This is a genomic window from Butyricicoccus faecihominis (assembly GCF_014648015.1).
GTDB classification, from domain to species: domain Bacteria; phylum Bacillota; class Clostridia; order Oscillospirales; family Butyricicoccaceae; genus Agathobaculum; species Agathobaculum butyriciproducens.
The window spans coordinates 55227-81279 of record NZ_BMQH01000002.1; the positions used below are offsets into that span (position 1 = coordinate 55227).

A 26053-nucleotide genomic window follows, 5' to 3' on the forward strand; every position below is an offset into this window, starting at 1 on the left:
CGCTATACAGAAAGCCGGATTTGTGGTAGTATAAGTAAGGTAAAACATGGCTTTCTGTAAAGGTAACAGACTGCGGCTTGTCGAAAAGAAGTCTGTGCTTTACCGATTTGTTTTTTTCTTCGCGCGTCAGCGCGCATAAAATAGAATTTGCTCAGCAAATTCATAAAAAACGGGAGCATGTATCGGCGCAGCGCGGCCAAGAAGCCGCGCAAGGATAGCGCTGGTTTTTATGCCCTGAGAGGGAGAAAGTTTCCGAATGGGAACTTTCGGACGACTTTGGAACGGCCCACGGTCCGTTCCTGTTGTCGGCCAAACCGTGGTTTGGCGACAGCCAAAAAATGAGGAGCAAGTTAGGATAGGTGACAAAATGGGAGCGCTGCAAAATGTATTCTCACCGAATTTATCATGGCGGACCATAATAAGTTCTTTTTTCAGTGCGTTTGATCAATTCCGCACAATGACGCCGATCGACGTGGTGGATATCCTCGTCGTGGCGTATATCATTTACCGTGTTATGAAGCTGCTGAAGGATACCAGCGCCGCACGACTGGCCAAGGGTATTCTTATTCTGGTGCTTATCATGCTGTTCGCCAGCTTCCTGCGTCTGACCATGATCTCGTGGCTGCTGCGCAACGCGCTCAGCGTCGGCGTATTCGCCGTTGTGGTCATTTTTCAGCCGGAGCTGCGCCGCCTGCTCGAGCAGATCGGCAAGGGCAACCTCAGCCGCATGCTGATTCCGGATACCGACCCGAATGTGGTAGAGAGCATGATCGTTGCAACCGTTTCCGCGTGCGCGGATATGTCCAGGACCAAGACCGGCGCGCTCATCGTGTTCGAGCGCAAGGAGCGTCTCGGTGAGATCATTTCCACCGGCACGAGAGTGGACGCAGCACCGTCTGCCGAGCTCATCAAGAACATTTTCTTCAAGAACAGCCCGCTGCATGACGGCGCCATGATCGTCCGTGCCGGACGGGTGTGCGCTGCAGGCTGCGTGCTGCCGCTTTCCGGCAATCAGGGTCTGTCACGCGACCTCGGCACGCGCCACCGCGCGGCTGTCGGCATGAGCGAGACCGCGGACAGCGTGCTCGTCGTCGTCTCCGAGGAGACCGGCGCGATCTCTGTCGCCATCGGCGGCATGCTCAAGCGCCATCTGTCGCCCGAGATTCTGCAGAAGATGCTCGAGAGCGAGCTGCTCGGCGATGAACTCAGGAACAGGAACGAAAAAAGCCGTATTGCCGCCATCCGCGACAAGTGGAAGGGAGGTGCCGGCAAGTGAAGAAGAATTTTATCAAAAAGCAGGATTTTCTGCTGAAGCTCCTGTCGCTGGCGCTGTCTATCGTTCTGTGGGCAGTTGTTATGGATATTGACAATCCTGAGCGCAACATGCGCTTTGACGATGTGCCGGTGCGCGTCATCGGTGCGTCCCAGCTGAAAGCATCGACCGGTCTGGAGCTCATCGAGGGCGAGAACACAACGGTCACTGTCAGCCTGCGCGGTCAGAGCAAGAGCGTCGGCGAGGTCCGCGCCAGCCAGATCACCGCAACGGTGGATATCTCGGGTCTGACCGAGGCGAATGAATACGATCTTCCGGTCACCGTATCGGTCAGCAAGTCCGGCGTGGAGACTAACTATGTCAATCCCGGCAAGGTGCACGTCCGCGTGGACCGCGTGGAGAGCAAGGATGTTCCGATTGAGGTCAATGTGACCGGCACACCGAGCGATGGCTACCGCGCAGGCAAGCCGACCGCGGCAACCAAAAAGGTCACCGTTTTTGGTCCGGCAACCGATCTGGCGCAGGTGGCCAAGGCGGTTGCAGCCGTGGATGTTACCGGCCGCAATTCCTCGCTGGCCGACTACGAATGCAAGGTAACCCTGTATGATCAGGACGGTGCGGCGTTCACCTCGAACTATATCACCAGCCAGACCGAAAAGATCAAGGTTTCGGTTCCGATCTACCGCGTCAACAAAATTCCGCTGACCGTTATCCTCAAGGACGGCGGCAGCCTGACGCAGAATCAGGTGCAGTGCGTCATCGACCCGGAGAACGTAGAGGTTATCGCAAGCGATCAGGCGGTGCTGAGCGACATCAAGGAGATCAACCTCGGTGAGATCGACCTCGGCAGCGTCCACACGGGCACACCGATCTCCATGTCCATCAAGGATAAGCTGCCGAGCGGCGTTTCGCTTGTCAGCGGTCAGCCGGAAACGGCAAACGTCACCATCTCGGTGGACGGTGTTGCGACCCGCAAGGTTCAGGTCTCCAAGTTCGCGTGGAACGATACCGCGCAGGAGAATACGCCGTACAAGGTTTCCATCCTCACCAAATCGGTCGAGATGGAGCTGCGCGGCAGTGAAAGCCAGCTGAAGAAGGTCGATGTGAATAACCTGTCCATCGGTCTGACCTACGATTCGGTATCGCTCGGCGTCGGCAGACACAAGGTCAAGGGCGTGGCTACGACCGTCGGTCTGCCGAGCGGCGTAACGCTCGTCGAGGAGGATATCGAGGTCGAGATTGAGATCACCGACCCGCATGTGTCGGATGAGACGATCACCTCGGATAAGACAGACAGCACAGACGATACGGACAGCACGGTCGCAGAGCCGACCGTGCACCGTACAAGGAAGGGCGGTGACAGCCAGTGAGCCTGATGGTAACCGGCATCCGTCTGCCGTTTGATCTGCCGGAGCAGGCCGCCATTGCGGAGGCACGCCGGCTGACCGGTCTGACGGCAAACGACATACAAGCGGCGGTCTGCCGCGTCAGCATTGACGCGCGGCGCGGACAGATCAGCCGGGTATATTCGGTGCGCCTGGACGCGCCGTTCGACGAAAAGGCATTTGCGGAAAAACTGCAAATGCCCTTCGTGCGTTATAAACCCAATACGAAAATCGTCATTCCGCACGGCGAAAAGCGGCTCGAGCACCGTCCGGTGGTGGTCGGTCTCGGCCCTGCGGGACTGTTCGCCGCCTATGTGCTGGCAAAGCACGGCTACCGTCCGCTCGTGCTCGAGCGCGGCGGAGATCTGGACGAGCGCGACAAGGTCGTGGACGCGTTCTGGAAGGGCGGTGCGCTCGATACCGACTGCAATATCCAGTTCGGCGAAGGCGGCGCCGGCGCTTACTCGGACGGCAAGCTGACCACGCGCATCGGTGATCCGCTGTGCGACAACGTGCTGGAAATCCTTGCCGCGCACGGTGCTCCGGCGGATATCGTCAAAAAGGCGAAGCCGCACGTCGGCACGGATATCCTCAAGGATGTAGTTCGTGAAATGCGCCGTGAGATCATCAAAAACGGCGGTGAAGTGCGCTTCCGCACGCCGCTGACCGGTGTTTCGGTCAAAAACGGTGCGCTCTGCGCCGTCGAGGCGGACGGGCAGGACATCGCCTGCGAGCGGGCGGTGCTGGCCATCGGTCACTCGGCGCGCGACACCTTTGCCGCGCTGCACGGAAACGGCGTGTACTTTGAGCCAAAGGCGTTCTCTGTGGGCGTGCGCATCGAGCACCTGCAGACCGAGATCGACCGCGCTCTGTACGGAAAGGTGGCGGGACATCCCATGCTGCCGCCTGCGGAGTACAATCTCTCGCGCAGAGCCGACGGACGCGCGTGCTATTCCTTCTGCATGTGCCCGGGCGGCGTGGTCGTTGCGGCACAGAGCGAGGAGAACACGGTCGTCACCAACGGCATGAGCTATCATGCGCGCGACGGCAAAAACGCCAACGCGGCGCTTGCCGTGTCGGTTGACCCGAAGGACTACGATGACGGCACGCCGTTCGGCGGCGTGGCGCTGCAGCGCCGGATCGAGCACGCGGCGTACGCGCAGACCGGCTCGTACCGCGCGCCGTGCCAGAAGGTCGGGGATTTTCTGAACGGCAAGCCGACCCGAAAACTCGGTGCGGTCAAGCCCAGCTATCCCATCGGCGTGAAGCTGGGAGAGGCGGCAGCCTGCCTGCCCGACTTCGCGCAGACCATGCTGCGGGACAGCCTGCCGTATTTCGGCCGGAAGATTCGCGGCTACGACACAGCGGACGCGCTGCTGACCGGTCCGGAAACGCGGACCTCGTCTCCGGTGCGCATGACGCGCGGCGAGGACCTGTTCGGACTCGGCTGCAGCGGCATCATTCCGTGCGGCGAAGGCGCCGGATACGCCGGAGGCATCATGTCTGCCGCCGTGGACGGAATCAGAGCGGCATTTCGGATTATGGAAGAGTTTGCAGATTGAAAATGGAAAATGGAGAATGAATGTGCTTTGTGCATGACCATAATTTTCAATTCTCCATTCTCAATTCCCCATTACTGCAACTGGTTTTGAATAATAGAGAGGAAGATTTCAACGTGACCCAACAGGGAACCATCAAAAAGCTGCTGCCGAACGGCCTGGCAGAGGTCGAGGTAACGCGCCGCTCGGCGTGCGGCCACGACTGTGCCAAGTGCGGCGGCTGCGGCGGTCTGGAAACCCAGACGCTTTACGTTACTGCACGCAATCACGCGCATGCGTCCGTCGGCGACCGCGTGCTGATCGAGGGCGAGACCAAGCAGGTGCTCGGCTTTGCCGTGCTCGTGTATCTGCTGCCGCTCGTGCTGTTTTTTGTCGGCTACGGCGTCGGCGCAGGCATGAAACTTGGCGGCGGACTGTCCGCACTCATCGGCGGCGTGCTGTTCATCGGCGGCATTCTGGCGGCGATGTGGTACAGCCATAAGCTGAAGCTCAGAAATGAAGCGCCGTTTGCCATCACCGAGCGGCTTTGATGCGGAATAGAGTCGGCGAAACCGTGGTTTCACGACAGGCAGTTTTAATTTTTTATGAATTTTCGCCAATTTTCTGTGTTCGCCCTTGTCAGATACGCAAAAGTTCGGTAAAATAGATTGAATACGAAAGTCCGTGCACACCGCACGGCGGGAAAGGGCTATGCGATGTTTGGCTTTATCCGTCCGGTGAAGGCTGAGCTGCGGGTGAAGGAGGCTGACCGTTTTCAGCAGGTTTACTGCGGCTTATGCCACGCGATCCGCGCAGAATACGGCAGATTTTACACCTTGTTTTTAAGCTACGATATGACGTTTTTTGCACTTGTTGCAGGAAGTGAGGAGGCGGAGACTGCTCCGCCGTGCAGAAAACGATGCGACGCTTCTCCGTTTCGGCGGAAAAGCTGTGCCGAGACAGACGATGCACTTCGTCTGGCGGCGGACGCGAGCATCCTGCTGACCTATCACAAGTTTCAGGATGACCTGGCGGACGAAAAGGGCGCGAAACGCGCGCTTGCGGCGCTGCTGTGCCGCCTCGGCCGCCGGGGCTATGAGAAGGCGCGCGCACGCATGCCCGAAGCGGACGAGGACATCCGGCAGGCACTCGAGGATCTGCGCTGTCTGGAGGCGGAACGCTGCCCGTCCATGGACCGTGCGGCGGATACGTCCTCGCGCATGACGGCTGCCGTTGTGCCGCGCACCGGAGACACCCGCGAGCGTATTCTGCACCAGATGTTCTACCAGATCGGCAGGTGGATCTACATTGTCGATGCGGTGCAGGACATCCAAAAGGATATGGAAGAGAACAGCTACAATCCGGTCGTTCTGCGGTATGAACTGCAAACGCCGGACATCTCTGCGGTAAGGGAACCGCTCGAGCGCACGCTCGAACGCTCACTGGCGGATATCTGCATGGCATTTGACCTGCTGAGTCCCCGGAGAGATGCGGACCTGATCCGCAATATCATTTTTCTTGGTATGCCGACTGTCACCCGACAGGTACTGAACGGCACCTACCAGACGAACGAAGGAAGGGGCAAACATGGATCCCTATAAAGTGCTCGGTGTAACACCGCAAACAAGTGATGATGACGTCAAGCGCGCGTACCGTGAGCTGGCGCGCAAGTATCATCCGGATAACTATGTAAACAATCCGCTGGCAGATTTGGCCGAAACCCGCATGAAGGAGATCAACGAAGCGTACGACATGATCATGAACGAACGCAGGAATCCGGCGGGAGGCAGCAGCGGACAGCAGCAGAGCTATGGCGGCGCATACAACGGTCAGCAGTACGGCGGCTATCAGCAGCGCACCTACACCGGTGCGAATGCCGCGCTGTACAGTCAGGTGCGGCAGGCCATCAATCAGGGCAATCTCGGCATGGCGGAGGCGCTGCTGCAGAGAGCCGCGGGACGGGATGCGGAGTGGTTCTATCTGACTGGCACGGTATACTACCGCAAGGGCTGGTACGATGAGGCCGCCCGCGCGTACACGCAGGCGTGTCAGATGGACCCGAACAACGCGGAGTATCAGCACGCGCTGCAGAATCTCCATCTGTCCGGCGGCTACGGCGGCTACCGGCCCATGCAGGAGACAAGCATGTGCGACTGCTGTGTGCAGACGCTCATCTGCAACTGCTGCCTGAACATGTGCTGCGGCGGAGGCGGCTGCTGATATGAGCACGCGCGAGATCGCCCGCGGCGGACTTCTGGCAGCGGCGGCCACGGCGTGGCTGTATTTCGGCGGCGTGATGCCGCAGATCGGACCGGCGGCCTGCCTGATGGCGGGTATCGCCTCGGCGATACCGCTGCTGCGCCGCGCGAACGTAAAAACGGCTGTGCTGCTGTACCTCGTCACCTCGGTACTGGGACTGCTGCTGACACCGCGCAAGCTGATCGCGGCGGCCTATGTGCTGCTGTTCGGCCTGTACCCGATCGTGAAATATCTGATCGAGTGCCGTCTGCCGGTTTTCACGCAGCTGAGCGGCAAGCTGGCGTATTTTAACATTGTGCTGGTGCTCGCGGCTGTTCTGGTAAGCTGCGGTCTGTTTCCGCAGCTGAAAATGCCGGGTATTTTCCGGCTTGCCGGACTGTGGATCGCGGCAAATATCGGCTTTATTGTATATGATATCGGGCTGTCAAAGGTGATCGCGCTGCTGCGCCGCACCCTGCCGCCCGAATAAGAAGGGAAAGAGATATCTATGAAGAGTATGACCGGCTACGGACGTGCCAAGCAGGAGCTGCACGGCAGAACCATCACAGCAGAGCTGCGTGCGGTCAACCACCGCTATCTGGACTGCACGGTAAAGGCTCCGCGTCAGTACGGCTTTCTGGATGATGCCGTAAAAAAGGCCGCTGCGGCGCGCATTGCACGCGGCAAGGTTGAGGTTTACATCGGCGTGGAGACGCAGGAGGGCGGCGACATTGCGGTTACGGTGAACCATGCGGTCGCGGAGCACTATCTGACGGCGCTGCATGAGCTGGCCGACAAGTACGGTCTGCGCGATGACGTGAGCGTGATGAGTCTGGCGAAGCTGCCGGACGTGCTCGGCTCCGAGCGCATCGAGCAGGACGCGGACGAGATGACCCGCGATGTGCTGTCCGTCTTTGGCGAAGCCTGCGACAATTTCGACGAAATGCGTACCCGCGAGGGTGCTAAACTGGCTGAGGATGTGCGAAACCGCGCGTCCGAGATCGAGCGCATGGTCGGTGAGGTGGAGGTCCGCTCGCCGGAGCGCGTGCGCGAGTACCGCGAGAAGCTGCTCGCCCGCATGAAGGAGGTGCTGGCGGATACGTCCATCGACGAGACCCGCATCGTCACCGAGGCGGCCATCTACGCGGACAAGACCGCCGTGGACGAGGAGACCGTGCGTCTGCGCAGCCATCTGCAGCAGCTGGACGGCATGCTGAATGAGGTCAAGCCGGTCGGCCGCAAGCTGGATTTCCTTGTGCAGGAAATGAACCGCGAGACCAATACCATCGGCTCCAAGGCAAACGATGTGTCCATGGCGCAGATCGTGGTCAATATCAAGAGCGAAATAGAAAAAATCCGCGAACAGATTCAGAATATCGAGTAATTTACAGTATATCGAGGAGTGAGGTCAGCGATGAAGCTCATCAATATCGGATTTGGCAATATGGTCGCTTCGTCGCGGCTGATCGCCATTGTCAGCCCGGAATCCGCACCGGTCAAGCGTACCGTGCAGGAGGCCCGCGACCGCGGCATGGTCGTGGACGGCACCTACGGCAGACGCACCCGCGCCGTGCTCATCATGGACAGCGACCATGTGGTGCTCAGCGCCCTGCAGCCGGAGACCGTTGCGGCTCGTTTTGCGGGCGAGACCGAGGAAGGAGAACCAGAAGATGCGTAAGGGAACGTTGTATGTATTCACCGGACCGTCCGGTGCAGGCAAGGGCACCGTGCTGTCCAGGCTGCTGAGCGAGGACGAGAAGCTGTTCTTCTCGATCTCTGCGACGACCCGTGCGCCGCGTCCGGGCGAAAAGGACGGCGTACAGTATTATTTCCTCACGAAAGAGGACTTTGAGGCGAAGATCGCCGCTAATGCGTTCCTCGAGCACGCGAAGTACGTTGATAACTACTACGGCACGCTGGAGGCTCCGGTGAACGAAAAGCTGGAGGAAGGCTGCGATGTTATCCTCGAGATCGAGGTGCAGGGCGCGATGCAGGTGCATGAAAAGCGTCCGGATGCCGTGATGGTGTTCATTGCGCCGCCGTCGTTCGAGGAACTCGCGAACCGTCTGCGCGGACGCGGCACCGAGGACGAAGCCAAGGTGCAGAAGCGTCTGGAAACGGCGAAGGGCGAACTCGCGCAGCAGGATAAATTCGATTACGTCGTCGTAAACGACACGGTGGAGCGTGCGGTTGAAGAATTGCACGGCATTCTCGCCAAGCGTCGATAAGCGACAGTATATAAACAGAAACTTTCATAAAATAAAACTATATCTGGTAAATAAGGAGAACTGATTACTATGCTGAACCCTTCTATGCAGGAACTGATGAAACGAGTAGGCAACCGCTATCTGCTGGTAAACCTGGCAGCACAGCGTGCCCGCGATATTGCCGATGAGTCGGAGGAAAAGGGCGAGCCGCTGCCGGACAAGGCTGTTAAGCTGGCGCTCGATGAGATCGCAGCCGGCAAGATCGTTTACCGTCCGGGTCCGCGTGTGGAGACTGCCATTCCGCAGAACAATGCCATTGCAGCCGCTATGGTTGACGTGGACGATACCCTTGATCTGGATGAGGACGAGGAGCACTCCGACGCCGAGGATGACGAGGACAAGGATGAGAACGCGGACGAGGTGCGCCGCCTGAACGAGTTTGATGACGGCTCTCTGAGCGACGGCGACATTCCGGAGGAGGACCTCTAAGCCATGCGTTTTGCAGGGAAAACGGTCGTTCTGTGCGTGACGGGCGGCATTGCGGCCTATAAAGCTGCCGATCTCACCAGCAAGCTGCACCAGAACGGCGCGACTGTCCATGTGCTGATGACCGAGTCTGCGACTCAGTTTATCGCGCCGATGACGTTTGAAACACTGTCCGGCAACCGCGCGGTCGTGGATACGTTCGACCGCAGCTTTCCGTGGGAGGTGGAGCACATTTCGCTCGCGAAGGCGGCTGACGTGTTCGTTATCGCACCGGCGACCGCCAACGTCATCGCCAAGGCGGCGCACGGCATCGCGGACGACATGGTGACGACCACGCTGCTTGCCACCAAGGCGCCGGTCGTTGTGGCTCCCGCGATGAACACCGGCATGTATGACAATCCGGTGACGCAGGAGAATCTCGCTGCACTGAGAAAGCGCGGCTTCCACATCATCGAGCCGGACGCAGGCCACCTCGCCTGCGGCGACAGCGGACGCGGCAAGCTGCCGGACACGCCCACGCTCCTATGGGGCATTGAAAAGGCGCTGACCGAGCAGGATCTGGCAGGCAGGCACGTTCTTGTCACCGCCGGTCCGACACAGGAGGCCATGGACCCGGTTCGGTTCCTGTCCAATCACTCCACCGGCAAAATGGGCTACGCGATCGCGGCTCGCGCAGCCATGCGCGGCGCGGACGCAACGCTTGTTTCCGGACCGACCGCACTCGATACGCCGCACGGCGTCACGCGTGTGGATATCGTTTCCGCGCGGGATATGTACGACGCGGTGACGAGCCGCGCACCCGAGCAGGATTTCATCATCAAGGCTGCCGCCGTCGGTGATTACCGTCCGGCGCAGACTGCGGATGAAAAGCTCAAAAAGGGTGACGGCGAGATGAATATCGAGCTGACCCGCAATCCGGATATCCTCGCCGCGCTCGGCAAGGACAAAAAGCCGGGACAGCTGCTGTGCGGCTTTGCGATGGAGACGCAGAACCTTCTCGATAACGCCGAGAGCAAGCTGCGCCGCAAGAACTGCGATATGCTTGTAGCGAATTCGCTGCGCGATAAGGGCGCGGGCTTCGGCACGGATACCAATGTGGCTACCTTGCTGTTCAAGGATGGCCACAGAGAGACCCCGCCGATGATGAGCAAGGAAGATCTGGCGGATGTGATCCTCGACCGGCTGCTCGCGATGAATAATTGAGAATTGAGAACGGAAAATAGAGAATTAACGTCATGTTTTCCGTTTATCCGCAACCGATGAAAACAATGCCGTAGGGCGTGACGACCCCGGCACGCCGTATGGAACGGTATGCACCGATTGACAGCGGCGCGCCGAGTCGTCGCACCCTACAGTATAACGAAATCCACATCGTAAAATTGATAAGAAAGATGAGAAAGGTCGTGAACCCATGGCGGAAAAAATCTGTGCGGCCGCCGTGGATGCGGCAACCTACGCCATCGACAAGCTATACTCTTACCGTGTGCCGGACGAGCTGCGGGAACAGGTGCAGATCGGCACCCGTGTTCTCGTGCCGTTCGGCTTTGGCAATAAACGGGCGGAAGCGGTGGTGCTCGCCTTCCGCGAGGATGCGGGCGAGTTCAAGCTCAAGCCCATCGTGGAGGTGCTGGACGAAACGCCGATCTTGACCGCCGAGCAGCTGAGACTCGCGGCGTGGATGCGGGAGAGATTGTACTGCACCTACTTCGACTGCGTACACGCCATGCTGCCCGCCGGCTTGTGGTTCAAGCGAAACGAGACGTACACGCTCGCGCCGGACGCGGATTTGGCGGCTCTGCGGGAGCGGGACGGCGAAGCCGGTCAGGTGCTGGCGCTGTTCGAGCAGGCCGGACAGACCCTGTCTGCCGCCGAGATACGCGAACGGCTCGGCAAAGGCGCGGGACAGACACTGGACGCGCTGGCAGGCGAGGGAATCCTCATCTACCACAGCAATACGGCGCAGAAAACCGGTGATAAGACCGAAAAAATGCTCCGTCTGGACATGGAAGTGAGTGAAGCCATGTCGCACATCAGCCGTCGCAGTCCGGCGCGGATGGACGTGGTGTCGCTGCTGTCGGACGGCGGTGCGATGAGCCAGAAGGAAATCGTCTACATGACCGGCGTGAGCGACACCGCGCTGCGTGACATGACAAAAAAAGGCATCCTCCGCGCGGAATACGAGGAAGTGCTGCGCGCGCCGGACTTTTCCGAGGTGCCGCGCGCCGCGGCTCCGGTGCTTTCGGCGGCGCAGCAGCAGGCGTATGACGGCATGGCGGCGCTGATGGACGAAAACGCGCCTCGTGCGGCGCTCCTGTTCGGCGTGACCGGCAGCGGCAAGACGCAGGTATACCTGCAGCTGATCGCGCACGCGCTCGAGCAGGGCAAAAGCGCCATTGTGCTCGTGCCCGAAATTGGACTGACACCGCAGCTTCTGCGGCAGTTTGCGGCTCGATTTGGCGAAGAAGTTGCGGTTCTGCACTCGGCGCTGTCCGCCGGTGAGCGGTACGACAGCTTCAAGAAGATAAAAACCGGCCGCGCCCGCGTTGTCATCGGTACGCGCTCGGCGGTGTTCGCGCCCGCGAAAAACCTCGGCGTTATCATCATCGACGAGGAGCAGGACGCGGCGTACCGCTCGGAGCAGTCGCCGCGCTACCATGCGCGGGATGTGGCAAAGTACCGCGCGGCACAGACGGACGCGCTGCTCGTGCTCGGCTCGGCAACACCGTCGGTCGAGACGTATTACGGCGCAAAACAGGGAAAATACCCGATTTTCACGCTCACCGAGCGGTTTCTCGGTGCCGGACTGCCCGAGGTCATCATCTCGGATATGCGCGGTCTGGCACGCGAGGGACGGAGCGGCATCATCGGACCTGACCTCGAGCGCGAACTGATCAGCACGCTCGAAAAGGGCAAGCAGGCCATCCTGTTCCTCAACCGGCGCGGCAACAGCCGCGTGATCGGCTGCGGCGTGTGCGGCTGGGTGCCCGAGTGCCCGTCCTGCTCGACCACCATGACCTACCATTCGGTGTCCGGCCGCGCGATGTGCCACTACTGCGGCGCTTCCATCAAGATAACCGGCAAGTGCCCGCAGTGCGGCAGCACGAGCCTGTTCACCGAAACGCCCGGCACGCAGAAGCTGGAGGAGGAGCTGTACGAGCGGTTTCCGTCCGCGCGGGTGCTCCGCATGGACGCGGACACCATGACCGCCAAGGGCGCACACGAACGTCTGCTGAATCAATTCGGCAAAGGCGAAGCTGATATCCTTATCGGCACCCAGATGGTGACCAAGGGACTGGATTTTGAGAACGTCACGCTGGTCGGCGTGCTGGACGCGGACCAGAGCCTGTATGCGCAGGACTACCGCGCACATGAGCGCACGTTTTCGCTCATCACGCAGGTGGTCGGCCGCGCCGGACGGCGATTTGACACCGGCCGCGCCGTGATCCAGACGTACAGCCCGCTGCATCCGGTCATCCTGACCGCCGCGCGGCAGGACTACGAGGCGTTCTACGAGAGCGAAATGCAGACGCGCGAAGCGCTTCGGTGCCCGCCCGTGTGCGACATCACCATGATAACCGCCGTCGGCGAGCTGGAGCAGCAGGTGCTCAGCAGCCTGCTCGCGCTCAAAACACGCCTGCAGAGCCTGATGGAAGGGCAGTTTGCCGATGTGAAAGCACCCGTGCTCGGCCCTGCCGCGGCGCAGATGGTCAAGGTGATGGGACGGTATCGCTACCACCTCACCATCCGCGCGAAGGACTGTGCAAGATGGCGCAGGCTCATCTCGGGCGTGCTGCGGGAGTTTATGCAGGACGGTAAAAACCGGGGCGTTACCGTGTTCGCGGATTCCAATAATGAAATGTAGCAGTAATTGAGATCCCGGCAAAGAAGGTTAATTCAATGAGCAAATTTGTCATTCGCAAGGCAACAGAAAACGATGCAGAATCGCTTTTGAAGATTTACGAGCCTTACATAACGAATACAACCATCACGTTTGAATATGATGTGCCGACGGCTGAGGCGTTTGCGGGCCGTATCCGCGAAACGGCGGCTGCGTTTCCGTATCTCGTCTGCGAGCGTGACGGCGTTATCATGGGTTACGCCTACGCGCACCGCATTCGTGAGCGTGCGGCATACGACTGGGATGCGGAGCTGTCCATCTATCTGGCACAGGGCACCCACGGACACGGTGTGGGCACGACCGTGCTGGCGTGCCTGATCGACCTGCTCGAGCTGCAGGGGCTGCGCCACCTGTACAGCTGCGTGACCCTGCCGAACGAAAAGAGCATCCGCATGCAGCGCAGACTGGGCTTTGCGGACGCAGGCGTGTGGCACGACTCCGGCTGGAAGTTTGACGGCTGGCACGATGTGGCATGGCTGGAAAAGCATATCGGCAGCGGAAAACCGCAGCCGGTGACGCCGTTTCCGGCGCTCGATGAGAAAAATATACAGGAATGTTTACAAAAATACATGGATAAGCTGAATCAAGTGGAGGAATAAAACAATGGCACTGAGAAAGATTTTGACCGAGGGTGACGAGCAGCTGCTCAAGCACAGCCGCAAGGTAGAGAAGTTTGACGACCGTCTGCATACGCTGATCGACGATATGCGTGAGACGCTCGAGAACTCCGGCGGCGTTGGTCTGGCGGCACCGCAGGTCGGCATTCTGCGCCGCGTTGTCGTGCTGCTGGATGTGAACAAGGAGCCGGAGGAGATGGTCGAGCTGGTAAACCCGGAAGTCATCGAGCAGAAAGGCTCCGAGCGCGTTGTCGAGGGCTGCCTGTCCGTACCGGGCGTTTACGGCTATGTGACCCGTCCGACCTGGGCGAAGATTCGCGCACAGGACCGTTTTGGCAACTGGTTCGAGCGTGAGGGCGAGGGCATCGTTGCACAGTGCTTCTGCCACGAAACCGAGCATCTGGACGGCCATCTGTTCACCGAAAAGGTCGAGGAGTACATCGACCCGGAGAATATGCAGGGTGGTGACGAGGAGTAATGCGTATCGTATTCATGGGCACGCCGGATTTCGCCGTGCCGAGCCTGCAGGCGCTCATCGACGCCGGACATGACGTCTGCGCCGTGTACACCCAGCCGGATAAGCCGCAGGGTCGCAAGCAGATTCTCACTGCACCGCCGGTGAAAACGCTCGCACTCGAGCATGATATTCCGGTTTTTCAGCCGAATACCCTCAAAAATGGGGACGAGCAGGCGCGTCTGCGCGAGCTGGCACCTGAGGTCATCATCGTGGTGGCATACGGCAAGCTGCTGCCCAAGGCGGTGCTCGATATTCCGCCGCACGGCTGCATCAACGTGCACGGCTCGCTGCTGCCGCGCTGGCGCGGCGCCGCTCCGATTCAGTGGGCGGTTATCGCGGGCGATGAAATGGCAGGCGTTACCACCATGCAGATGGCGGAAGGTCTGGACACCGGCGATATGCTGCTCACCTATGAGACCAAGGTTGGCGAGAAGGAGACCGCAGGCGAACTTTTTGACCGTCTGGCGCAGTCCGGTGCGGAACTGTTGACCCAAACGCTCGTCAAATTAGATGAGATCGAGCCGCGTCCGCAGGACGATGCACAGAGCTGCTACGCCCATATGCTGGATAAGCAGATGGCGGTGATCGACTGGAGCAAGTCCGCACATGAAATCGACTGTCTGATTCGCGGCCTGAATCCGTGGCCCATCGCGCTGACCACGCTTTCCGGTGAAAGACTGAAGGTGTTTGCCGCCGAAAAGGCAGCCGGCAATGGCGAGCCGGGCACGGTGCTCGAAGCTGACCCGAAAAAGGGCCTGACCGTGGCGTGCGGAGAGGGCGCGCTGGGACTGACCGAGATTCAGCTGGTCGGCGGCAAACGCATGAAAGCTACGGACTTTCTGCGTGGGCATGCAATCGAAGTCGGCACTAAGCTGGGAGACGAATGAAAAAGCGTGAGGAGTGAAGAACGGAGAGGACGTAAGTTCCAATCTCCGATTCTCCACTCCGGTATGGAGGTTTTCTTATGCCTTATCATGGTTACTACTACGGCATTGACATGTACTACATCGTACTGGTTCTGCCGTGCGTTTTATTTGCATTCTGGGCACAGAGCAAGGTAAACAGCACGTTCAACCGCTACTCGCGGGTGCAAAATCTGCGGGGACTGACCGGCGCACAGGCGGCGGAGGCTGTCCTACGGTACAACGGCGTGTCCGGTGTGCGCATTGAGTACGTTTCCGGCAAGCTGACCGACCATTTTGACCCGAGAAGCAATGTCATTCGCTTATCGAGTGCGGTGTACTCGTCCACGTCGGTGGCGTCCATCGGCGTTGCCGCGCACGAGGCAGGGCACGCGGTGCAGTACGCCATCGGCTATGCGCCGATCAAGCTGCGTGCGGCGATCATCCCGCTGACGCAGTTCGGCTCGATGGCGGCGATGCCGCTGCTGATCCTCGGCCTGATCCTTAACACGAGCACGCTCGTCACGATCGGCATTGCGGCGTTCGGTCTTTCCACGCTGTTCCAGCTGCTGACCCTGCCGGTGGAGTTGGACGCATCCCGCCGCGCTTTGCAGACCATTCAGCAGAACGGCCTGCTGACCGCAGACGAGTACCCGATGGCGAAAAAGACGCTCACGGCGGCGGCGCTGACCTATGTTGCCGCGCTGGCGACCTCGCTGGCACAGCTGCTGCGTCTGGTGCTGATTTTTGGAGGAAGAGACCGCAATGATAGATAAACGTCCCACAACACCGCGTGAAGTGGCGGCATTTTCGCTGTTTTCCATGGCAGAGGAGGCCGCCTGGTCGGACGGTGCGCTGCACCACTATTTATCCCGCGCGGGACTGGACAGCCGCGATGCGGCGCTGGCCTCGCGGCTGACCTACGGCACGGTGCAGAACCAAATTTTACTGGACTGGTACCTGCGGCACTTCTCAAGCGTGCGGCTGAAAAAGATCGCGCCGCGCGTGCTGGCGTGCCTGCGGATGGGCCTGTATCAGCTGATCCTGATGGATAAGATTCCCGCGCATGCGGCGGTTGCCGAGACGGTCACGCTGGTCAAGCACTATTGCCATGCCAATGACCGCACGGTCGCCTTTGCCAATGCGGTGCTGAGAAATGCCGCAAATGCGGTCCAAAACGGCTCTTTGCCGCGCCTGAACTGCCCGGATAAGGAAAGCTACTACGCGCTGCAGTACAGCCACCCGGAGTGGCTCGTGCGCCTGCTTTCCGAGCAGTACGGCCAGAAGCTGACGCAGAAAATCTGTCAGGCGGATAACGCGGACGCGCCGATTTCGGTGCGCGTGAACACGATGAAATGCACGCCTGCCGAGGCTCAGGCAGAGCTGGAGGCCGCCGGACTGACCGTGCAGCCGCACGCGGCATTCCCGGAAATCCTGCTGTGCAGCGGCGGAGACGCAGCCGCGCTTCCGGCGTTTATCGAGGGCCGCGTGACCGTGCAGGACGCGGCAAGCGCACTCGCGGCGGCGGTCGCTGACCCGAAACCGGGCGACACCGTGCTCGACTGCTGCGCGGCGCCCGGCGGCAAGAGCTTTGCCATGGCTGAAAAAATGCAGGGCAAGGGCAGCGTTACCTCGTGCGATATTTACGAGCACAAGCTGAAGCGCATCCGCGACGGCGCAGCCCGCCTCGGACTGCCGAATATCCGCACCGAGCTGCAGGATGCATCGGTCTGCCGCGAGGAGTGGAAGGACAGCGCGGACGTTGTGCTGTGCGACGTGCCCTGCTCGGGACTGGGCATTATCCGCAAGAAACCCGAAATTCGGTTCAAGAATCCGGACGAAATCCGGACTTTGCCGGAGATTCAGGCGAGAATCCTTGCAAACTGTGCACAGTATGTAAAGAAGGGCGGCACGCTCGTCTACTCGACCTGTACCATCCTGCAGCGGGAAAACGAGGACGTTGTCCGCGCGTTTCTCACCGAAAACCCGGAGTTTGAAGCGGTTTCGTGGACGCATCCGGTCTGCGGAGAGAGGGCAGACGGTATGGTGACGCTGCTGCCGCCCGTTCACAATACGGATGGATTCTTTATTGCGAAAATGCACCGGAAGGTTTAATAATGGAAAATTGAGAATGGAGAATTGAGAATTGTGGTATCGCGCAAAGCGCGATGATTCAATAACGGCGCTATGCGCCGCACAGACGCAGCGCGGACGAAACTCGCGCAAGGATAGCGTCATTTTCCATTTTCCATTCTCAATTTTCAATTAAAAAGGTGAAAATAATGACTGAAATTAAATCATTATCAATAGATGAACTGAAAACCGCCCTGAAGGAAATGGGCGAAAAGCCGTTCCGTGCGGGACAGATCTTCAAATGGCTTCACGAGGGTGTGGAGTCCTTTGAAGAGATGTCCAACTTATCCAAGGACTTACGGGCGCGTTTAGCGGAAAATTTCCTGCTGACCGTACCGGAGGTTGCCCGCAAGCAGGTGAGCCGCGTTGACGGCACGGTGAAATACTTATGGCGTCTGCGGGACGGCAACTGCGTGGAGTCCGTACTGATGCACTACGAGCACGGCGTGTCCGTCTGCGTTTCGACGCAGGTCGGCTGCCGGATGGGCTGCAAGTTCTGCGCGTCGGGACTCAACGGACGCACGCGCAGTCTGTCCGCAGGCGAGATTCTGGACGAAATCCTGTTCATGCAGAAGGACAGCGGCGAAAAGGTCTCCAACATTGTGCTGATGGGCACCGGCGAGCCGCTCGACAACTACGACAACGTGCTTAAGTTCCTGCATCTGGTGAGCTGCCCGGAGGGAATCAACATCGGACAGCGCCATATCTCCTTGTCAACCAGCGGAATTGCTGATAGAATAGAGATGTTAGCACGGGAAAAGCTGCAGATCACGCTGTCCGTATCGCTGCACGCGCCGGATGACGAAACACGCTCGTCCATCATGCCGGTGAACGACGCGTATCCGGTCGAGCGCCTGATGAAGGCGTGCCGGTACTATTTCGACACCACCGGACGGCGCATTTCCTATGAGTACATGATGGCGCGCGACAAGACCGACCGCTCGTGGCAGGCCGACCTTCTGGCGAAGCTGCTGAAAGGAAGACCGGCGCACGTCAACCTCATTCCGCTGAATGAGGTGGCGGAAAGTCCGCTGAAGCCGTCCAGGCCGGAAACCGTCCGCAGGTTCCAGCAGGCGCTCGAGAAGCGCGGCGTTACCGCGACCGTGCGGCGCAAGCTGGGTCCGGATATTGATGCGGCCTGCGGTCAGCTCCGTCAGCGGCAGCTGAAGGAGGACGGAAAGAGCCGTTCTCGTGATTAACTTGAATATTCTCACATATAAACACAATCGAAGGAGGTTGTGAAATGGAATATTTCGGCTTGACCGATAAGGGACGGGTGCGCCCGACCAATCAGGATATTTTTCAGATCGAAGCGCGGGAGGACAATCGGACCGCGCTCCTCGTCGTGTGCGACGGCATGGGCGGTGCAAATGCGGGCAACGTAGCCAGCCGCTTTGCCGCGCAGAGCTTTATCGAGTCCGCGGGTGACGCTTTAAGCGGCACGCTGGACGAAACGGCACGGCAGAACCTGCTGACGCAGGCGCTCAAGCAGGCGAACGAGACAGTTTTCTCTCTGGCGGGCAGGCAGCCGGAGTTCCGCGGCATGGGCACGACCCTGGTTGCCGCGCTCATTCAGGGTGACTGCGCGACCGTTATCAACGTGGGCGACAGCCGCGCGTACCGCTTTGACGGCGAAGCCATGCACCAGATCAGCGAGGACCACTCCTATGTGGAGGAAATGCGCCGCCGCGGCAAGATCACCGAGGCGGATGCGCGCACCCATCCGCAGAAAAACCTCATCACCCGTGCGGTAGGCGTGGAGCCGTGTGTCGAAGGCGACCTGTTTGAAGTGCGCCTGAACGAAAAGGACATGCTGCTGCTCTGCTCGGACGGTCTGACCGGCATGGCGGAGGACAGCCGGATCGCGGAGGTGCTGGCAAACGCGCCGACGCTTGAGCTGGCCGGTGACGCGCTGCTGCAGCTGGCGCTTGACGGCGGCGGCCGCGACAACATCACCGTTGCGCTGTTCGCCCTCGGCAAAAAGCAGGGAGTGTGACGGACTATGGATAAATATATCGGCAGTATGCTCGGCGGACGCTATCAGATTGAGGAAATCGTTGGCGTTGGCGGCATGGCGGTCGTTTATCGGGCGCGGGATACCATTCTCGGGCGTGATGTGGCACTCAAGGTGCTCAAAAAAGAGTTCGCGGAGGACCCGGATATCCGCAAGCGGTTCTCCATTGAGTCGCGCGCCGTTGCCAAGCTGAGCCACCACAATATTGTTTCCGTGTTCGACGTCGGCAGCGAGGACGGCACGGATTATATCGTTATGGAGCTGATCGAGGGCATCACCCTCAAGCAGTATCTGCAGCGCAAGGGCCATCTGTCTTGGGAGGAGACCATTTTCTTCGCTGAGCAGGTTGCCCGCGCACTCATGCACGCACACTCGCGCGGCATCATCCATCAGGACGTTAAGCCGCAGAACGTTATCATCCTGCGGGACGGTACGGCAAAGCTGACCGATTTCGGCATTGCGTCGTTCGCTGCCGCGCAGGAGACCCGCGTGGTGCAGGAGGCCATCGGCTCGGTGCACTATATCTCGCCGGAGCAGGCCAAGGGCAGCAAGATCGACTACCGCACCGACCTGTACTCGCTCGGCGTGATGATGTACGAAATGCTGACCGGCAAGCTGCCGTTTGAGGGCGAAACCGCGCTCCAGATCGTCATGCAGCACATCAATGAGGTACCGATCATCCCGAGCGCGTTTGTGCCGGGCATTCCCAAGGGCATGGACGATATTGTCATGCACGCCATGAGCGCGAACATCAGCCGCCGGTACGAGTCCGCGGAAAAGATGTACGAGGACATGGAGGTGCTCCGCTCGGACCCGAACGCGCGTTTCCACTATGTGGCAAGCGAGGACAACTCGGGCGAGACGCAGATCATCGGCGCGGACATTCAGCGTGCGGCGCGCCGCAGTGCGGCAGAGCATGAAGCCGCTTCCGTTGAGGGCGCAGCTGCGCCGCGCACCCGCACACGCACGCGCACGCAGACCCGCACCCGCACCGGTTTCCGCAGGAAGGAGCAGGATGAGCCGGACGGCTTTTTTGAAAAGCTGGCCGAGCGGCCCGGAATGGCGGTCGGCATGGCGGTCGGCGTGATTGCGGTGATCAGTCTGATGCTGGTCGGCATTCTGATGCTCACCGGCAGCAGCGACAAGTCGGAGAAGATTATCGTGCCCGACCTCATCGGGCGCAATATCGACGAAGTACTGGCCGACCCGGATATAACCGACAACTTCACGGTAAAGGAAGCGACCGAACGGCAGGAATCCGACCGTCCGGTCGGTGAAATACTCGAGCAGGACCCGGACGGCGACGGCAAGAAAAAGGCAACCAAGGGTACGATCATCACGGTAACGGTATCCTCGGGCGGCGAAAACGTCAAGGATACCTACAAGGTGATCGACTTTACCGGCAAGACGCTCGATTATGTGCAGGCGGCGCTGGCATCGCACGACATCAAGTGCGAGGTTGTTGAGGAATACAGCGACGACGTGGAGGAAGGCAAGGTTATCCGCACCGACCCGGAGGCGGGCGCCGAGCTGGAAAAGGGCGCGACGCTGACCGTCTATATCAGCAAGGGCAAGCAGAAGGACGATAACGAAAACGTCTCCGTGCCCGGTCTGCTCGGCATGACAAAGGACCAGGCGGAAAAGGCCCTGACGGAAAAGGGTCTGTCCATCGGCTCGGTGAACGAGGTCGAGAGCACCGCTGAGGCCGGTTCGGTCGTATGGCAGTCGCAGGATGCGGGCGCGGAGGTCGCAAAGGGCACTGTCGTCAACATCCAGATCTCCAAGGGCAAGAGCACATCGAACAATAACTCGCCGGATAACAGCGGCGGCAATTCCGGCGGTCAGGACAACGGCGATGGCGACTACGATGATACGCCGAGCCTCGGCAGTGCGACCATTCCGGTTTCGCTGCCGGACAACACGGATACCGCGCACGTTATCATCTATGTGGACGGCGTGATCCAGTATGACGACACCTGCAGCACGAGCGGCGGCAGCACGTCCATCTCGGTGAGCGGCTCGGTGGGCGACCATGATGTTACGGTCAGCGTGGACGGTTCGACTACCTCGCAGACGTACACATTCAGCTAAGAAATTACGTTCAAAGCGTAAAAACGGAGGAATTAAGTTTGATCGAAGGGATCATTCTGAAGGGCATCGGCGGTTTCTACTATGTGGATACCGCCGAGGGCCTCATTGAATGCAAAGCACGCGGACGGTTCCGCAAGACCGTGGGCAAGCCTATCGTCGGGGACCGGGTAACGCTGGAAATCCAGCCGGAGGACGGCACCGGCTATCTGCAGACGATCGCGCCGCGCAAGAACAGCCTGATCCGGCCAGCTGTGGCGAATCTGGATCTGGTCGTTGCCGTGGCGAGCGCGGCACCGCCGGTAACCGACCCGTTCCTGATCGACAAGGTAACGGCGATCGCGGTGCACAAGAACATGGACGCGCTGGTCGTCATCAACAAGACGGACGCGAATCCGGGTGACGAGCTGTATGAAACCTACCGCAGGAGCGGCATCGAGGTGCTGCGCGTGAGCGCGCACACCGGTGAGGGCATTGACGCACTGCGCGAACGCATCCGCGGCAGGGTGAGCGCGTTTGCGGGCAACTCGGGTGTCGGCAAGTCGAGCGTGCTCAACCGTCTGGACAGCTCGTTCGGCGCTGAGGTCGGTGCGATTTCGGACAAGATCGGCCGCGGCAAGCACACCACCCGTCATGTGGAGCTGCACCCGATCGAAGGCGGCGGCTATATCGCGGACACGCCCGGCTTCTCCTCGTTTGAGACCGAGCAGATGGATTTGGTGCTGGCCGAGGATCTGCAGTACGCATTTCCGGAGTTCGAGCCGTACATCGGGCAGTGTAAATTTACCGGCTGCGCGCATGTCAAGGAGAAGGGCTGCGCCATCCTTGCGGCGGTGGAAAACGGCGAAATTGCGAAAACCCGTCATGAAAGCTATGTAAAGCTGTACGAAAGTGTAAAGGATCTGAAGGAATGGGAACTTACCAAGGGCGGCACGCGCTGATTTTTGCGGCTGCACCGGAAACCGATTACGGTTACATCCGCGCGTTTCTGCGCGAGCATCCGGACGCGCTCGTTGCGTGTGCGGACGGCGGCCTGCGGCATGCGCGGGCGCTCGGTCTGCACCCGGATTTCATGATCTCCGACCGGGATTCCATGACCGAGGTGGAGGGAGAGGACGTTATCCTCTTGAAGCCCGAAAAGGACGATACGGATTCGCAGAGCTGTCTGCGCGAGGTGTTCCGCCGCGGCTGCCGCGAGGCAACGCTCGTGTGTGCGACCGGCGGGCGCATCGACCATATGCTGGCAAATCTCTCGCTGCTTGAGGAAGCAAAGACGCTCGGCGGCCACCTGACCATCCTCGATCCGTACAACCGCGTCGAGCTGCATCAGGGCGGACGGCAGGAATTCATCATGCCGGAGACGTTTCCCTACTTCTCGGTCGTGCCGATGGACGCGGTGCTCGAGGGCGTGACCATCGAGAATGCAAAATATGAATTAACGAACGGCACGGTTACCCGTGTCGGCATGATCTCCACCTCGAACGAGGCAAAACCGAACAGCCGCTTTGCCGTCACGATTGAACGGGGAACGGCTCTGATTATCTTCTCGCGCGACCGTGTTTTGTGAAAATTCCACACCTGACCCGCCAATATCGGCGGGTTTTTTTATTGTGTCGATTTTGCAATTTATTAAGTCAGGACTTGCAAAAATAAGTTCGCAGGCATATAATAAAAACACATGATAACTGATGAGAGATATAAGGGAGTGCTGAGCATGGCATTGAAGCCGATTTCCAAGATTGCAGCAGGTGTGCAGGCGTCCACGACGCTGGCCATTGATTCGCTGTTCAAGCAGATGAAGGCAGAGGGCAAGGACGTTGTCGGCTTTGGTGCCGGTGAGCCGGATTTTCCGACGCCGGAGCACATCAAGCAGGCCGGTATCGAGGCCATTGAGAACAACCAGACCAAGTACACGCCGGCAGCCGGTCTGATGGACCTGCGCAAGGCAGCCTGCTACCGTCTGAAGGAGGACTGCGGTCTGGACTACGAGCCGACGCAGATCGTTGTGGCTTCGGGTGCAAAGCACTCGGTTTATATCGCGCTGATGACGCTGTGCAACCCGGGCGATGAGGTCGTTATCGCGGCTCCGTACTGGGTAAGCTACTCCGAGATGGTAAAGCAGGCAGGTGCAATCCCGGTCATCGTAGCCGCAACCGAGGAGGCGGACTTCAAGATCACCGCAGAGCAGCTGGACGCCGCCATCACCGACAAGACCAAGGTGTTCATGCTGAACTCTCCGTCCAACCCGACCGGCATGGTATACACCAAGGCCGAGCTGGAGGCGATCGCTGAGGTTTGCTGCCGCCATAACATCTACGTTATCGCGGATGAAATTTACTGTAACCTTGTATATGATAACAATGAGTTCGTATCGTTCGCTTCTCTGGGCGAGGACGTGAAGGAGCGCACCATTCTGGTCAACGGCGTGTCCAAGAGCTACGCGATGACCGGCTGGCGTATCGGCTACAGCGCATCCAATCCGCAGCTTGCCAAGGTGATGGCGAACTACCTGAGCCACTCCACCTCTGCACCGTCCACCATTTCCCAGCAGGCGGCTATCACTGCACTGACCGGCCCGCAGGAGGATATGCAGGTGATGAAGCAGGCGTTCGAGCAGCGCCGCGACCATCTGGTAGAGCGCATGAACCAGATCGAGGGCGTTTCCTGCATCAAGCCGGAGGGCGCGTTCTATGTTATGATGAACATGAAGGGCTTCCTCGGCAAGACCATGTACGGCAAGGTCATCGAGAGCGCCGAGGACTTCGCGCAGCTGTTCCTTGAGAAGGGTCTGGTTGCGACCGTTCCGTGCACCGCATTTGCCGCGCCGGGCTTTGTCCGCTGGAGCTATGCGACCTCGCTCACCGAGATTGACAAGGGCCTCGACCGCCTCGAAGCGTTTATCAAGAACGCGTAAGCATTCGTAATTCCGAGCAGCACCCTGAAAAGGGTGCTGCTTTTTGGTTTCTGCACCGAACCTCTGGGGCACTTGAACCGCGCAGGCGGTTCATCCTTTCCGGGCGGCAGTCTTTTTCAGCCCCGGCTTTCCGGTGCAGGAAAAAGGGGAGGACGCAAAATCTAACGGCGAAACCGCTGCAAACTTTGTTTATTGCTACAAGATAGCGCAAAACCGGTCGGTTTTGCTTGAAATGACCGATGCAAAGTGTTAAACTAAAATCGGACTGTTATGGAAGATTAGATACCATCCAAGTCCGTTATTTCGTTATAATTTGGATAAAATACACACCGGAAAGGACGAATAACATGAACAACGTGTACGAAAGCCCGCTTTCTTCGCGCTACGCTTCCAAGGAGATGCTCTACACCTTCTCCTCGGATATGAAGTTCTCCACCTGGCGTCGGCTGTGGCTGTCGCTGGCTAAGGCGGAGCTGGCGCTCGGTCTGCCGATCACGCAGGAGCAGGTGGACGAGATGGCCGCGCACCTGACCGACATCGACTACGATATGGCCCGTCAGCGTGAGAAGGAGGTACGCCATGACGTTATGGCGCACGTTTACACCTTCGGCAAGGCGGCTCCCAAGGCGGCCGGCATTATCCACCTCGGCGCTACCAGCGCGTATGTCGGCGACAATACCGACATCATCCAGATCCGCGAGGGTCTGCTGCTGGTTCGCAAAAAGCTGGCGACCGTACTGGACAAGCTGGCACAGTTCGCGGATGCGCACAAGTCCCAGCCGACCCTCGGCTTCACTCACTTCCAGCCCGCACAGCTGACCACCGTCGGCAAGCGCGCTACCCTGTGGATGAACGAGCTGCTGATGGATTTGAACGAGGTAGAATACCGCATCGAAAACCTGCGCATGCTCGGCAGCAAGGGCACGACCGGTACGCAGGCGTCCTTCATGGAGCTGTTTGACGGCGATGAGAGCAAGGTTAAGGAGCTCGAGAAGCGCATTGCCGATGATTTCGGCTTTGCAGGCGTGGTTCCGGTCTCCGGCCAGACCTACTCCCGCAAGATCGATGCGCAGACGCTCGCAACGCTCGCCGGTATTGCAGAATCCGCTTCTAAGTTCGCAACCGACCTGCGTCTGCTGCAGCACCTGAAGGAAGTAGAGGAGCCGTTTGAGAAGAACCAGATCGGCTCGTCCGCCATGCCGTACAAGCGCAACCCGATGCGTTCCGAGCGTATCTGCGCACTGGCGCGCTACGTCATCTGCGACAGCCTGAACCCGGCGTTCACCTCGGCTACCCAGTGGTTCGAGCGCACGCTCGACGACTCTGCGAACAAGCGCATTTCCGTGCCGGAGGCATTCCTTGCCGTTGACGCAATCCTCAACATCATGATCAACGTCGTTTCCGGTCTGGTCGTTTACCCGAAGGTCATCGAGGCGCACGTTATGAACGAGCTGCCGTTCATGGCAACCGAGAACATCATGATGGACGCCGTAAAGCGCGGCGGCAACCGTCAGGACCTGCACGAGCGCATCCGCGAGCACTCCATGGCTGCGGGCAAGCGCATCAAGGAGGAGGGCCTCGAGAACGATATGGTTGACCGCATTGCCGGCGACCCGATGTTCGGCATGACCCGTGAGCAGATCCTCGAGCACCTCGACCCGTCCGCTTACATCGGCCGCTGCCCGTCTCAGGTAGACGAGTTCCTGAGCGAGTGTGTTCGTCCGGCGATCGCGCCGTACCTCACCGGTGAGGACGTAAAGGTAGAGATCAACCTGTAAACCGGAAAGTTTATCCCTGAAATTGACAGATATCCCGCTCACGCGGGATATTCTGCCGCTTATGC

25 protein-coding genes are annotated in these 26053 nt (G+C 59.4%); all 25 read left to right on the plus strand.

Annotated elements, in window-relative coordinates; genetic code table 11:
- Window positions 1-457 precede the first annotated feature (457 nt).
- The 25 genes from cdaA to purB all read left to right on the plus strand — a co-directional run bounded on the left by cdaA (window position 458) and on the right by purB (window position 25988).
- A complete protein-coding gene (gene cdaA, locus IEY11_RS01885; protein ID WP_243022759.1) occupies window positions 458-1276 on the plus strand; it encodes a diadenylate cyclase CdaA in 819 nt (272 codons plus the stop codon).
- Entirely contained in the window at window positions 1273-2643 is a 1371-nt protein-coding gene (locus IEY11_RS01890; protein WP_188885591.1) for a CdaR family protein, read from the plus strand. The genes cdaA and IEY11_RS01890 overlap by 4 nt, the downstream gene beginning before the upstream one ends.
- Before the next feature lie 5 nt (window positions 2644-2648).
- Window positions 2649-4220, plus strand: a complete 1572-nt coding sequence (locus IEY11_RS01895) for an NAD(P)/FAD-dependent oxidoreductase (protein ID WP_243183933.1) — start codon at window positions 2649-2651, stop codon at window positions 4218-4220.
- Window positions 4221-4333: 113 nt separating this feature from the next.
- Window positions 4334-4747 (plus strand): SoxR reducing system RseC family protein, encoded by a 414-nt coding sequence (locus tag IEY11_RS01900; protein WP_188885593.1) that lies wholly within the window; start codon window positions 4334-4336, stop codon window positions 4745-4747.
- Between the two features lie 117 nt (window positions 4748-4864).
- The gene (locus IEY11_RS01905) at window positions 4865-5797 is read left to right on the plus strand and encodes a DUF5685 family protein (RefSeq protein WP_188885594.1); all 933 of its coding nucleotides are present in this window, start codon (window positions 4865-4867) and stop codon (window positions 5795-5797) included.
- Entirely contained in the window at window positions 5784-6416 is a 633-nt protein-coding gene (locus IEY11_RS01910) for a J domain-containing protein (RefSeq protein ID WP_110435122.1), read from the plus strand. Before IEY11_RS01905 ends, IEY11_RS01910 begins: the two co-directional genes overlap by 14 nt.
- A gap of 1 nt (window position 6417) precedes the next feature.
- The gene (locus IEY11_RS01915; RefSeq protein ID WP_188885595.1) at window positions 6418-6924 is read left to right on the plus strand and encodes a hypothetical protein; all 507 of its coding nucleotides are present in this window, start codon (window positions 6418-6420) and stop codon (window positions 6922-6924) included.
- Between the two features lie 18 nt (window positions 6925-6942).
- Window positions 6943-7818 carry a YicC/YloC family endoribonuclease gene (locus IEY11_RS01920; protein ID WP_117751693.1) on the plus strand — a complete coding sequence of 292 codons (876 nt, stop codon included), beginning with the start codon at window positions 6943-6945 and terminating at the stop codon, window positions 7816-7818.
- Between the two features lie 30 nt (window positions 7819-7848).
- Window positions 7849-8112 (plus strand): DUF370 domain-containing protein, encoded by a 264-nt coding sequence (locus IEY11_RS01925; RefSeq protein WP_110435119.1) that lies wholly within the window; start codon window positions 7849-7851, stop codon window positions 8110-8112.
- Entirely contained in the window at window positions 8105-8662 is a 558-nt protein-coding gene (gene gmk, locus IEY11_RS01930) for a guanylate kinase (RefSeq protein ID WP_118360829.1), read from the plus strand. Before IEY11_RS01925 ends, gmk begins: the two co-directional genes overlap by 8 nt.
- Window positions 8663-8731: 69 nt before the next feature.
- The gene (gene rpoZ / locus IEY11_RS01935; RefSeq protein WP_188885596.1) at window positions 8732-9130 is read left to right on the plus strand and encodes a DNA-directed RNA polymerase subunit omega; all 399 of its coding nucleotides are present in this window, start codon (window positions 8732-8734) and stop codon (window positions 9128-9130) included.
- A gap of 3 nt (window positions 9131-9133) precedes the next feature.
- On the plus strand, window positions 9134-10330 hold the full coding sequence (gene coaBC / locus IEY11_RS01940; RefSeq protein ID WP_188885597.1) for a bifunctional phosphopantothenoylcysteine decarboxylase/phosphopantothenate--cysteine ligase CoaBC: 1197 nt from the start codon (window positions 9134-9136) through the stop codon (window positions 10328-10330).
- Window positions 10331-10538: 208 nt separating this feature from the next.
- Window positions 10539-12989, plus strand: a complete 2451-nt coding sequence (priA, locus tag IEY11_RS01945) for a replication restart helicase PriA (RefSeq protein WP_188885598.1) — start codon at window positions 10539-10541, stop codon at window positions 12987-12989.
- Between the two features lie 35 nt (window positions 12990-13024).
- Window positions 13025-13624, plus strand: a complete 600-nt coding sequence (locus IEY11_RS01950; protein ID WP_158575590.1) for a GNAT family N-acetyltransferase — start codon at window positions 13025-13027, stop codon at window positions 13622-13624.
- Window positions 13625-13628: 4 nt separating this feature from the next.
- Entirely contained in the window at window positions 13629-14120 is a 492-nt protein-coding gene (gene def, locus IEY11_RS01955; protein ID WP_188885599.1) for a peptide deformylase, read from the plus strand.
- Complete coding sequence (gene fmt, locus IEY11_RS01960) at window positions 14120-15046, plus strand: methionyl-tRNA formyltransferase (RefSeq protein WP_188885600.1); 927 nt, start codon at window positions 14120-14122, stop codon at window positions 15044-15046. Before def ends, fmt begins: the two co-directional genes overlap by 1 nt.
- Before the next feature lie 77 nt (window positions 15047-15123).
- The gene (locus IEY11_RS01965; RefSeq protein ID WP_118478424.1) at window positions 15124-15837 is read left to right on the plus strand and encodes a zinc metallopeptidase; all 714 of its coding nucleotides are present in this window, start codon (window positions 15124-15126) and stop codon (window positions 15835-15837) included.
- Complete coding sequence (gene rsmB / locus IEY11_RS01970; RefSeq protein ID WP_188885601.1) at window positions 15827-17176, plus strand: 16S rRNA (cytosine(967)-C(5))-methyltransferase RsmB; 1350 nt, start codon at window positions 15827-15829, stop codon at window positions 17174-17176. Before IEY11_RS01965 ends, rsmB begins: the two co-directional genes overlap by 11 nt.
- 167 nt (window positions 17177-17343) lie before the next feature.
- Window positions 17344-18393, plus strand: coding sequence for a 23S rRNA (adenine(2503)-C(2))-methyltransferase RlmN (gene rlmN, locus IEY11_RS01975; RefSeq protein ID WP_188885602.1), 1050 nt, complete (start codon window positions 17344-17346; stop codon window positions 18391-18393).
- A gap of 44 nt (window positions 18394-18437) precedes the next feature.
- Window positions 18438-19190 carry a Stp1/IreP family PP2C-type Ser/Thr phosphatase gene (locus IEY11_RS01980; protein WP_188885603.1) on the plus strand — a complete coding sequence of 251 codons (753 nt, stop codon included), beginning with the start codon at window positions 18438-18440 and terminating at the stop codon, window positions 19188-19190.
- Window positions 19191-19196: 6 nt separating this feature from the next.
- Window positions 19197-21299 (plus strand): Stk1 family PASTA domain-containing Ser/Thr kinase, encoded by a 2103-nt coding sequence (pknB, locus tag IEY11_RS01985; RefSeq protein WP_188885604.1) that lies wholly within the window; start codon window positions 19197-19199, stop codon window positions 21297-21299.
- Window positions 21300-21337: 38 nt separating this feature from the next.
- Entirely contained in the window at window positions 21338-22237 is a 900-nt protein-coding gene (gene rsgA, locus IEY11_RS01990; RefSeq protein ID WP_243022142.1) for a ribosome small subunit-dependent GTPase A, read from the plus strand.
- Entirely contained in the window at window positions 22207-22863 is a 657-nt protein-coding gene (locus IEY11_RS01995) for a thiamine diphosphokinase (protein WP_188885605.1), read from the plus strand. The genes rsgA and IEY11_RS01995 overlap by 31 nt, the downstream gene beginning before the upstream one ends.
- Before the next feature lie 147 nt (window positions 22864-23010).
- Window positions 23011-24210 (plus strand): pyridoxal phosphate-dependent aminotransferase, encoded by a 1200-nt coding sequence (locus IEY11_RS02000; protein ID WP_165815417.1) that lies wholly within the window; start codon window positions 23011-23013, stop codon window positions 24208-24210.
- A gap of 347 nt (window positions 24211-24557) precedes the next feature.
- Window positions 24558-25988: an adenylosuccinate lyase gene (gene purB / locus IEY11_RS02005; RefSeq protein WP_188885606.1), complete on the plus strand. Its 1431-nt coding sequence runs from the start codon at window positions 24558-24560 to the stop codon at window positions 25986-25988.
- The last annotated feature ends 65 nt before the right edge of the window (window positions 25989-26053 follow it).

Excerpts from the sequence above, each read along its gene's own strand:
- gmk (WP_118360829.1), top strand. The coding sequence starts at position 8,105 with ATGCGTAAGGGAACGTTGTATGTATTCACCGGACCGTCCGGTGCAGGC.
- IEY11_RS01910 (WP_110435122.1), top strand. The coding sequence starts at position 5,784 with ATGGATCCCTATAAAGTGCTCGGTGTAACACCGCAAACAAGTGATGAT.
- IEY11_RS01895 (WP_243183933.1), top strand. The coding sequence starts at position 2,649 with ATGGTAACCGGCATCCGTCTGCCGTTTGATCTGCCGGAGCAGGCCGCC.
- rpoZ (WP_188885596.1), top strand. The coding sequence starts at position 8,732 with ATGCTGAACCCTTCTATGCAGGAACTGATGAAACGAGTAGGCAACCGC.
- priA (WP_188885598.1), top strand. The coding sequence starts at position 10,539 with ATGGCGGAAAAAATCTGTGCGGCCGCCGTGGATGCGGCAACCTACGCC.
- cdaA (WP_243022759.1), top strand. The coding sequence starts at position 458 with ATGACGCCGATCGACGTGGTGGATATCCTCGTCGTGGCGTATATCATT.
- purB (WP_188885606.1), top strand. The coding sequence starts at position 24,558 with ATGAACAACGTGTACGAAAGCCCGCTTTCTTCGCGCTACGCTTCCAAG.
- IEY11_RS01920 (WP_117751693.1), top strand. The coding sequence starts at position 6,943 with ATGAAGAGTATGACCGGCTACGGACGTGCCAAGCAGGAGCTGCACGGC.
- IEY11_RS01995 (WP_188885605.1), top strand. The coding sequence starts at position 22,207 with ATGGGAACTTACCAAGGGCGGCACGCGCTGATTTTTGCGGCTGCACCG.
- coaBC (WP_188885597.1), top strand. The coding sequence starts at position 9,134 with ATGCGTTTTGCAGGGAAAACGGTCGTTCTGTGCGTGACGGGCGGCATT.
- IEY11_RS01915 (WP_188885595.1), top strand. The coding sequence starts at position 6,418 with ATGAGCACGCGCGAGATCGCCCGCGGCGGACTTCTGGCAGCGGCGGCC.
- IEY11_RS01925 (WP_110435119.1), top strand. The coding sequence starts at position 7,849 with ATGAAGCTCATCAATATCGGATTTGGCAATATGGTCGCTTCGTCGCGG.
- fmt (WP_188885600.1), top strand. The coding sequence starts at position 14,120 with ATGCGTATCGTATTCATGGGCACGCCGGATTTCGCCGTGCCGAGCCTG.
- def (WP_188885599.1), top strand. The coding sequence starts at position 13,629 with ATGGCACTGAGAAAGATTTTGACCGAGGGTGACGAGCAGCTGCTCAAG.
- rlmN (WP_188885602.1), top strand. The coding sequence starts at position 17,344 with ATGACTGAAATTAAATCATTATCAATAGATGAACTGAAAACCGCCCTG.
- IEY11_RS01980 (WP_188885603.1), top strand. The coding sequence starts at position 18,438 with ATGGAATATTTCGGCTTGACCGATAAGGGACGGGTGCGCCCGACCAAT.
- IEY11_RS01965 (WP_118478424.1), top strand. The coding sequence starts at position 15,124 with ATGCCTTATCATGGTTACTACTACGGCATTGACATGTACTACATCGTA.
- IEY11_RS02000 (WP_165815417.1), top strand. The coding sequence starts at position 23,011 with ATGGCATTGAAGCCGATTTCCAAGATTGCAGCAGGTGTGCAGGCGTCC.
- IEY11_RS01950 (WP_158575590.1), top strand. The coding sequence starts at position 13,025 with ATGAGCAAATTTGTCATTCGCAAGGCAACAGAAAACGATGCAGAATCG.
- pknB (WP_188885604.1), top strand. The coding sequence starts at position 19,197 with ATGGATAAATATATCGGCAGTATGCTCGGCGGACGCTATCAGATTGAG.
- rsmB (WP_188885601.1), top strand. The coding sequence starts at position 15,827 with ATGATAGATAAACGTCCCACAACACCGCGTGAAGTGGCGGCATTTTCG.